Genomic DNA, 8,971 nt, shown 5'->3' on the forward strand with positions numbered 1-8,971 from the left:
GAGGACGCCCATGGTCGGCAGTGCGGAGGGTCCCGAGGCCGCGGCAGCCGGTCTGCTGCTGGACCCGGACGAGTTGCCCGACGGGCTGGTGATCGCCGACGGTCTCGGCCGGGTGGTCTGCTTCAACCGTGCCGCGGCCCGGCTCACCGGGATCTGCGCCGAGGCCGTGCTCGGCCTGCCGCTCGACCAGGCGCTCCCGCTGGAGGACCTGGACGGCCGCCGCTGGTGGCAGCTGACCGACCCGTACGGCGGCCCCGGCATCCGCACCCGCCAGCCCGAGCGCAACCTGCTGCTGCCCGGCGGCCGCGAGGTGCTGGTCACCGCCCAGTACGTGCGGACCGTCCCGCGCGGCCCGCTGCGCCAGCTGGTGGTGGCGCTGCGCGGCACCGAGGCGCGCCGGCGCACCGAGCGGGCCCACGCCGAGCTGATCGCCACCGTCGCGCACGAGCTGCGCTCCCCACTGACCAGCGTCAAGGGGTTCACCGCGACCCTGCTGAGCAAGTGGGAGCGGTTCACCGACGGCCAGAAGCGGCTGATGCTGGAGACCGTGAACTCGGACGCCGACCGGGTCACCCGGCTGATCGCCGAGCTGCTGGACATCTCCCGGATCGACGCCGGCCGGCTGGAGATCCGCAAGCAGGTGGTGGACCTCGCGGCGGCGGTGCGCCGGCACGTCGAGGGCAAGGTGGCGGCCGGCATCCCGGCCGAGCGCTTCGACATCCGGCTGGCCGAGGAGCTGCCGCAGCAGTGGGCCGATCCCGACAAGATCGACCAGGTGTTGGCCAACCTGCTGGAAAACGCGGTGCGGCACGGCGAGGGAACTGTCACCATCGAGGTGGCACCGGCGAAGGAGACCGTCGAGGCCGCGACGTGGGAGCACCCGGGCACCCCGCCCCGGGTCCTGGAAGGGACAGCGGTCACGGTGAGCGACGAAGGCAGCGGCATCCCCGAGGAGTCGATGCCGCGCGTCTTCACCCGCTTCTGGCGCGGTAGCAAGCGCGGCGGGACCGGCCTGGGCCTCTACATCGTCAAGGGCATCGTCGAGGCCCACGGCGGCACCATCCGGATCGACCGCGCGCCCGGTGGCGGCGCCCGGTTCCGATTTATCCTGCCCGCCGGGGTGCCCGACTTCATGCTCTGAGCCTTCTGGCGCTCGGAGTGCCGCGGGCCCGGCGGGCGGACGGCAGCCGGTCGGTGTGCGCCCTGCGACTACACTCGACCTGGTGTAACGCCCTGTGCGGCTGAGCCGCGGACACCCTCCCCGTGCACTCGACGGGAGCGGCCTGCCCGCGCCCCGGCCACGCAGGGTGTGGGCGCTGGAACGTATCCGAGCACGGACGAGCAGGGAGCACGGAAAGTAGAGATGTCGGCACCCAATAAGTCGTACGACCCGGTGGAGGTCGAGGCATTGAAGCCCGAAGCGGTCGAGCGTGCCCGGGACGAGGCGATCGCGGCCTTCGCCGCCGCCGGCTCCCTCGACGAGCTGAAGCAGGCCAAGGTCGCGCACACCGGTGACCGCTCGGCGCTCTCGCTCGCCAACCGCGAGATCGGCGCCCTCCCCCCGCACGCCAAGGCGGCGGCCGGCAAGCTTGTCGGCCAGGCCCGCGGCGCGGTCAACCAGGCGCTGGCGAAGCGTCAGGCCGAGCTGGAGGCGGAGCGCGACGCGCGCGTGCTGGTCGAGGAGGCGGTGGACGTCACGCTGCCGTTCGACCGCGCCCCGCGCGGTGCCCGGCACCCGCTGACCACGCTGGCCGAGCGGATCGAGGACACCTTCGTCGCGATGGGCTACCAGATCGCCTCCGGCCCCGAGGTCGAGGCGGAGTGGCTCAACTTCGACGCGCTCAACCTGGGCCCGGACCACCCGGCCCGCTCGATGCAGGACACCTTCTTCGTGGCCGCCGCCGACGGCTCGCCCGACTCCGGCATGGTGCTGCGCACCCAGACCTCCCCGGTGCAGATCCGCGCGATGCTGGAGAACCAGCCGCCGATCTACGCGGTCTCGGCCGGCCGGGTCTACCGCACCGACGAGCTGGACGCCACCCACACCCCGGTGTTCCGTCAGGTCGAGGGCCTCGCGGTGGACGAGGGCATCACCTTCGCCGACCTCAAGGGCACCATCGAGCTGCTGGTCCGCGAGCTGATCGGGGACGGCCTGGAACTGCGCTGGCGGCCCTCGTACTTCCCGTTCACCGAGCCGAGCGCCGAGGTGGACCTGCAGTGCTTCGTCTGCCGGGGCAGCAGCGTCGGCAACCCGGACGCGCCCTGCCGGACCTGCTCCTCGGAGGGCTGGATCGAGCTCGGCGGCTGCGGTGTGGTCAACCCGCGGGTGCTGGTCGCCGCCGGGGTCGACCCGGAGCGCTACAGCGGCTTCGCCTTCGGTCTGGGCCTGGAGCGGATCCTGATGAATCGTCACAACGTCGCCGACATGCGCGACATGGTCGAGGGTGATGTGCGCTTCACTCTCCCGTTCGGGATGGAGATCTGATGCGCGTCCCGCTTTCCTGGCTGCGCGAGTACGTCGACCTGCCGGCCGGCGAGACCGGTCGTGACATCGCCGAGAAGCTGATCCGGGCCGGCCTGGAGGTCGAGACCGTCGAGCAGCTCGGCGCCGGCCTCAAGGGCCCGCTGGTGGTCGGCGAGGTGCTCTCGATCGAGGAGCTGACCGGCTTCAAGAAGCCGATCCGGCACTGCTTCGTCAACGTCGGCGACGCCAACGGCACCGGCGAGCCGCAGGAGATCGTCTGCGGCGCCCGCAACTTCGCGGTCGGCGACAAGGTGGTCGTGGTGCTCCCGGGCGCCGTGCTGCCCGGCCCGTTCCCGATCGCCGCGCGGAAGACCTACGGCCACACCTCGGCCGGCATGATCTGCTCGGCGCGCGAGCTCGGCATGGGCGACGACCACGACGGCATCATCGTGCTGCCCTCACACTACGAGCCCGGCACCGACGCCATCGAGCTGCTCCAGCTGGTCGACGAGGTGCTGGACATCGCGGTCACCCCGGACCGCGGCTACTGCCTGTCCATGCGCGGGGTGGCCCGCGAGGCCGCCGCCGCGTACGGACTGCCGCTGGCCGACCCGGCGCTGCTGGACACCCCGCCGGCCAACTCCTACGGCTACCTGGTCAAGGTCGCCGACCCGGCCGGCTGCGACCGCTTCGTGGCCCGCACCGTGGTCGGCATCGACCCGGCCGCCAAGTCGCCGATCTGGCTGCAGCGCCGGCTGCAGAAGATGCACGTCCGGCCGATCTCGCTGACCGTCGACATCACCAACTACGTGATGCTGGAGGTCGGGCAGCCGCTGCACGCCTACGACCGCAACCGGGTGGACGGACCGATCCAGGTCCGCCGCGCGGAGGCCGGCGAGGTGCTCACCACGCTGGACGGCGTCAAGCGCGAGCTGTCCACCGAGGACCTGCTGATCTGCGACAACTCCGGGCCGATCGGCCTGGCCGGGGTCATGGGCGGCGCCTCCACCGAGATCCTCGACCCGGTGGCCGACCCGGAGACCGGCCAGGTCACCGGCTCCACCGAGGTGATCATCGAGGCCGCGCACTTCGACCCGGTCGCGATCGCCCGCACCGCCAAGCGGCACAAGCTGCCCTCCGAGGCCTCCAAGCGCTTCGAGCGCGGGGTCGACCCGGAGGCGGCCCGGGCCGCCGCCCAGCGCGCGGTGGACCTGCTGGTGCTGATCGCCGGCGGCACCGCCGAGGCCGGCGTCACCGACATCGCCGCCCCGCACCCCGTGCGCACCGTCACCATCGCGGCCGACCTGCCGGACCGGGTGGCGGGCACCGAGTACGGCCGGGAGACCGTCACCCGGCGGCTCCAGGAGGTCGGCTGCACGGTGGTCGGCGCCGACGTGCTGGAGGTCACCCCGCCGACCTGGCGGCCCGACCTGACCGACCCCAACGACCTGGCGGAGGAGGTCATCCGGCTGGAGGGCTACGACAACGTGCCCGCCCGGATGCCGGTCGTCCCGCCGGGCCGCGGCCTGACCCCCGAGCAGCGGCTGCACCGCCGGATCGGCGTGGCGCTGGCCGGTGCGGGCTACGTCGAGGTGCACAACTACCCGTTCCTGGGCGACGCGGCCTTCGACGGGCTGGGCCTGGACGCGGACGACGTGCGCCGCCGCACCGTCAAGCTGGTCAACCCGCTGAACGACGAGGAGCCGGCGCTGCGCACCACGCTGCTGCCGGGCCTGCTCGGCGCGCTGCGCCGCAACGTCGGCCGGGGCAACACCGACCTGGCGCTCTTCGAGGCCGGTCTGGTCTTCCTGCCCGACGCCGAGCCGGTCACCGCACCGCGCCCGGCCGTCGACCGGCGGCCGAGCGACCAGGAGCTGGCCGCGCTGAACGCCGCGCTGCCGCACCAGCCGCGCCGGATCGCCGTCGCGCTGGCCGGCGAGCGGCTGCCGTCCGGCTGGTGGGGCAGGGGTGGCCAGGCGAGTTGGGCGGACGCGGTCGAGGCGGCCCGTACGGTGGCCGGTGCGGCCGGCGTCGAGCTGACCGTCCGCTCGGCGCAGTACGCCCCCTGGCACCCGGGCCGCTGCGCGGAGCTGCTGGTGGCCGGCACCGACCGGGTGGTCGGGTACGCCGGTGAGCTGCACCCGCGGGTGGTCAAGGCGCTGCACCTGCCCGAGCGCACCAGCGCGATGGAGCTCGACGTCGACCTGCTCACCGCGGACGGTGCGCCGCTGGTCGAGGGCCCGACGGTCTCCGGCTTCCCGGTGGCCACCCAGGACGTCGCGCTGATCGTGGACGCGTCGGTGCCGGCCGCCGAGGTGGAGGCCGCGCTGCGCGAGGGCGCTGGCGAACTGCTGGAGGCCATCCGGCTGTTCGACGTCTTCACCGGTGAGCAGGTGGGCGAGGGCAAGAAGTCGCTGGCGTACGCGCTGCGCTTCCGGGCCACCGACCGCACGCTGACCGCCGACGAGGCCTCCGCGGCCCGGGAGAGCGCGGTCGCCGCGGCGCTGGCCCGGACGGGGGCGGTGTTGCGCGGGGCGTAGCCGTTCTCCGCGGATAGGGCCCGGACGCACATTGGTGCTCCCGGGCCCTTCTGTGTTGGGGGATATGTCGTGGGACGGATGGGAACAGGTTTGCTAGGGTCCGGGGTGTGCCCAAGTTGAACCAGATCATCGCCGTCGAAAAGGGCGTCAAGTCGAAGTCGCAGCAGGAGCTGACGCAGGCCCACCAGGACCTGCAGAAGCCCGCTCTGCTCGCCGGCATCTCCCGGACGTACCAGCCCAAGGACGAGGAGGGCGAGCAGCTGCCGCCCGAGTCCACCCGGGTGCAGATCAAGGCCGAGGACGTGCTGCGGTCGGCGGCGACGACGCTGACCCGGCTGTTCGACGTCACCGCCACCAAGGACTGGGCCAACCGGTCGGCGGTCGCGGACGTGATCGTCGACGGTTCGGTGCTGCTGGCCGAGGTGCCGGTGCCGTACCTGCTCTTCCTGGAGAAGCAGTTGACGGACCTGCACGCCTTCGTGCGGCGGCTCCCGGTGCTGGACGCCGCCGAGTCGTGGAACCTGGACCCGTCGACGGACGCGTGGAAGACCGACCCGGTGCGCACCATCCGCACCAAGAAGGTGCCGCGCAACCACGTGAAGGCCGAGGCCACCGAGAAGCACCCGGCCCAGGTCGAGGTCTACTACGAGGACGTCCCGGTGGGTTACTGGACCACCGTGAAGTTCTCCGGCGCGCTGCCGGCCCGGCGGGTGAACGAGCTGCTGGACCGGGTGGAGAGGCTCCAGCAGGCGGTCAAGTACGCCCGTGAGGAGGCGAACAGCGCGGAGGTCACCGACCGGCGGGTCGGCGACGCGATATTCGGCTACCTCTTCCGGTAGGTTCCGGAGGATTCGGTAGCCCCATGAGCGCCCCTCGTGCGAGCGGGGGGTGGCGCGAAGAGCGCAAGCTGACACTGAACAGTGAAGCTGACAGGGGTGTGGTGGAGGTTCAACTCCTCCCTCCGGCAGCCAAGTCTGCCGGGGTGGCCCAAGTCCGGTAGAGGCGACCCCTCAATCTCAGACTCTCGCTCCAGTCTCAGCATTCGCCGCCGATCGCCGAACCGACCGGGTGTGGACGATCATCGACGGGTGCGGGTTCGAATCCCGCCCGAGCCTCTCCTCTTGGCTTGGTTGTTTAACGGTAGAACACGTCGATCTCAGAATGATCCGTACCCTTCAACGGTCCGGCGTGCGCAATTGGGTGGCATTCCAGGGGCCCGGGAGCTGGATACGCTCCCGGGCCCCGTCACTTCTGCCGGATCGCCCGGCGCAGCCGCTCGGCGACACCGGTGAGGATCGGCTCGCCGTGGCCGAAGCAGGCGGTGGCGACGTCCAACCCGCTCTGCCGTTCCAGGGATTGGGCGGCCCGGTCGGGGTCGGTGTTGAACACCCCGAGCATGGTGTGGTTCTGGACGTTGGCGATGGTGTCGCCGGTGAACAGGACGCGCGGGCCGGGGAGATGGAGCGCGATGCTGCCTGCGGTGTGCCCGGGAACCTCCAAGACCTGGGCACCGCCGCCGAATTCGAGCGTGTCGCCCTCGACCAACTCGCGGTCCACCCGGAGCGCCCCGACCGGTGGCGGGAGCGGGATGCTCGCCATCAGCTCTCGTTCCCAGCCCGCCAACACCGGCTCGGGCATGGCCTGTTCGCCCCGAAGGACCGCCGCCTCGCCCCGCCCGGCCAGGATCTCGCCGCCACCCCAGGACGCCGCCTCCGCGGCACCCCCGGTGTGGTCGTCATGCCCGTGCGTGAGGACGACCCGCCGCACCTCCGCCGGATCCCGCCCAATGGCGTGGATCGCCTCCGCGATGGCGGGCGCGGACCCGGCGGGGCCGGAGTCGATCAGCGTGATCCCCTCGCGCTCGCACCACAGGTAGGCCTGGCCCACCTCGAAGCGGAGCATGTGCAGTTGGGGGAGTACCTCGACGATGTCCATGCCGCCAGGCTAGGACGGGTTCCGCGCGGTGGACGGCCCGTTCACCGGGAGCGCGGTGGCGGGGGGCTGCTGTGCCGGGCCGGTCGGGGACGGTTTCGCGGTGGGTCCGCGGTGCCATCGGGCACGGTGCGGCCGGGCGCCTCGGGCCAGGGGCATCCGGACCGGGGCCTCGGGGGCGCGCAGCAGGTGGGACAGCTGCTGGACGCGGCACTGGAGGTGGTGCGCGCGGCCCGGGGCGCGGTGGGGGCCGCCGCACGCCGGTGCTCGGGCCGGGAGTCGGTACTGGCAGGCCTGGGACGCGCTGGTCGCAGCGGCGCGCGGGTGACCCCGCGGGAATAGGTGAGCTCTGCAACCGGTTGATTGATGCGTAAGCGAATCACCCGGAGATCGTCGTGCCTACCAAGTCCGCCATCAGCATCCACGTCTACAAGATCAATTCAGCGACCGGCCGGCGCTGCGAGATCCGCCGACTCCGCCACCCAGGCGGCCCTGCCGAGACCTTCGCCCCTCGCTGGCCCGACTGCACCTGTCCTCGGCACCGCGAACGGGCATGACGAAACCGCCCCCGCCCGGCGCGAGGCCGGACGGGGGCGTAGCCGCCTAGGAGGGGTCGAGCCGGGCGGTGAGCCGGTCGGCCCGCATGACCGGGCCGTCCGGGCCGGTGGAATCGGTCACGCGGCGCCCCGGTCAGGACACGGGGCGCTGCCAGGTGGCACGCCAGGTGTCCGGACCGACAATGCCGTCCACCGCCAGCGGCCAGCCGTGAGCGGTGGAGTCCTGCTGGAACTGGCGGCAGATGCTCGCCGAGTCCGGTCCGTACCAGCCGTCCACGGTGATCGCCCAGCCGCGGTCCCGCATGCGTTGCTGCCAGGTCTGCACGTTCCCGTCATGCAGCATCGGGGTGCGCACCCACAGGTACTCGCCGGGCCACGCCGGGCCGGCGGGCTGCGGCGCGGGCGGCGGAGTCGGCTGGAAGCCCAGCGCCCAGGAGCGCAGTTCGGCAGTGCTGCCCAGGTGGCAGTAGTCCTGGTCCACCCCGTTGCTGCTGTACTGGTGGAACAGCCAGCCGGCGCTGATGCCGGGCTGCCCGGCGGGCAGGCCGCTCGTGGCTATCCACAGGAAGTCCTGGAAGAACCCGGTCGTGTCGATGTTCTGCCAGTAGTCCAGATTGCAGTACAGGCCGACCGGCTGGTGTGGCGCCGCGGCCTTCAGGTGGCGGAGGAACGCCTCCTTGTAGGCGAGCTGGGTGGCATGCGGCACGGCCGAGTTGGTGGCGTCGTAGCCCTCCCAGTCCAGGCACAGCAGCTCGCCGGGCGGCGGCTGTGCCAGCGACAGGAAGTGGTCCGCCTCGGTCTCCGGCGCGTGGGTCATGTCGGGGTAGTGGTAGTAGCCCACGACCAGGCCGGCGGCGCGGGCGGTGTCCCGCTGCGACTGCCACTCGGGGTTGGTGTAGGCCATGCCCTCGGTGATCTTGACGAACGCGAAGCTCAGGCCGGCCGTGTTCGGCTGCGCGGGCTGGTAGCTGGCCCAGTCCTGGCCGTAGATACCCATCAGTCCTCCAGCGGTGGGGTGTCGGTGACGGTGGGATAGGTCAGATCCTCAATCGGGCCACGCTCTTCGCGCGGCAAGCGCACTTCCTCGAGGACCGCGTCGTGCGTCTCGCGGGCCCGGAGGGCGCAAGCCCGGCCAAGGACGTTTTGACCGAGTATCGGCAGCGGCAAACTCCACAGCTGGATGCCCGTGCGGACGTCGTCCCTCGATCCCACTGGCTGGGGCACGCCTCGGCATCACGTTCGGGGCGCACGCCCGTTTCACGCCCGACCAGGGGCAGCGTGGACGGACCGCGGTCGACGCGTGACTCCCGGCTCGACCCGCTGCCCGAAGTCCCCCGTCCGGGACGGATCTTCACGTCCGCTCCACGGGAGTGCGGAACGACTGGAAGCCAGAGGCCCGGGGGGGGGGGGGGGGGGGGGGGGGGGGGGCTTCTGTCCGAGAGGTGCGCCCACCACGGGAGAGCGGGGGGTGGCAGCCA

The 8,971-nt window shown here is 72.2% G+C and carries 6 protein-coding genes; 4 read left to right on the plus strand and 2 right to left on the minus strand.

Annotation, left to right across the window (positions count from 1 at the left end; genetic code table 11):
- Positions 1-10: 10 nt before the first annotated feature.
- The 4 genes from ACZ38L_RS11470 (at position 11) to ACZ38L_RS11485 (ending at position 5,843) form a co-directional block, all read left to right on the plus strand.
- Entirely contained in the window at positions 11-1,141 is a 1,131-nt protein-coding gene (locus ACZ38L_RS11470) for a sensor histidine kinase (RefSeq protein WP_465691605.1), read from the plus strand.
- Between the two features lie 222 nt (positions 1,142-1,363).
- Positions 1,364-2,485: a phenylalanine--tRNA ligase subunit alpha gene (pheS, locus tag ACZ38L_RS11475; protein ID WP_465691607.1), complete on the plus strand. Its 1,122-nt coding sequence runs from the start codon at positions 1,364-1,366 to the stop codon at positions 2,483-2,485.
- The gene (pheT, locus tag ACZ38L_RS11480; protein WP_465691609.1) at positions 2,485-5,004 is read left to right on the plus strand and encodes a phenylalanine--tRNA ligase subunit beta; all 2,520 of its coding nucleotides are present in this window, start codon (positions 2,485-2,487) and stop codon (positions 5,002-5,004) included. The genes pheS and pheT overlap by 1 nt, the downstream gene beginning before the upstream one ends.
- A 107-nt stretch (positions 5,005-5,111) precedes the next feature.
- The gene (locus ACZ38L_RS11485) at positions 5,112-5,843 is read left to right on the plus strand and encodes a DUF7873 family protein (RefSeq protein WP_465691611.1); all 732 of its coding nucleotides are present in this window, start codon (positions 5,112-5,114) and stop codon (positions 5,841-5,843) included.
- A gap of 406 nt (positions 5,844-6,249) precedes the next feature.
- Here the strand turns inward: ACZ38L_RS11485 and ACZ38L_RS11490 are convergent, their stop codons facing one another.
- Both ACZ38L_RS11490 and ACZ38L_RS11495 read right to left on the minus strand, forming a co-directional pair.
- The gene (locus ACZ38L_RS11490; protein WP_465691613.1) at positions 6,250-6,939 is read right to left on the minus strand and encodes an MBL fold metallo-hydrolase; all 690 of its coding nucleotides are present in this window, start codon (positions 6,937-6,939) and stop codon (positions 6,250-6,252) included.
- Positions 6,940-7,626: 687 nt separating this feature from the next.
- Positions 7,627-8,490 carry a GH25 family lysozyme gene (locus tag ACZ38L_RS11495; RefSeq protein ID WP_465691616.1) on the minus strand — a complete coding sequence of 288 codons (864 nt, stop codon included), beginning with the start codon at positions 8,488-8,490 and terminating at the stop codon, positions 7,627-7,629.
- Positions 8,491-8,971 lie beyond the last annotated feature (481 nt).

The sequence above is a fragment of the Kitasatospora sp. NPDC024654 genome (assembly GCF_055559155.1).

Bases quoted from the DNA above. Each gene is read 5' to 3' on its own strand.
- ACZ38L_RS11470 (WP_465691605.1), top strand. From the start codon at position 11: ATGGTCGGCAGTGCGGAGGGTCCCGAGGCCGCGGCAGCCGGTCTGCTG.
- ACZ38L_RS11490 (WP_465691613.1), bottom strand. From the start codon at position 6,939: ATGGACATCGTCGAGGTACTCCCCCAACTGCACATGCTCCGCTTCGAG.
- pheT (WP_465691609.1), top strand. From the start codon at position 2,485: ATGCGCGTCCCGCTTTCCTGGCTGCGCGAGTACGTCGACCTGCCGGCC.
- pheS (WP_465691607.1), top strand. From the start codon at position 1,364: ATGTCGGCACCCAATAAGTCGTACGACCCGGTGGAGGTCGAGGCATTG.
- ACZ38L_RS11495 (WP_465691616.1), bottom strand. From the start codon at position 8,490: ATGGGTATCTACGGCCAGGACTGGGCCAGCTACCAGCCCGCGCAGCCG.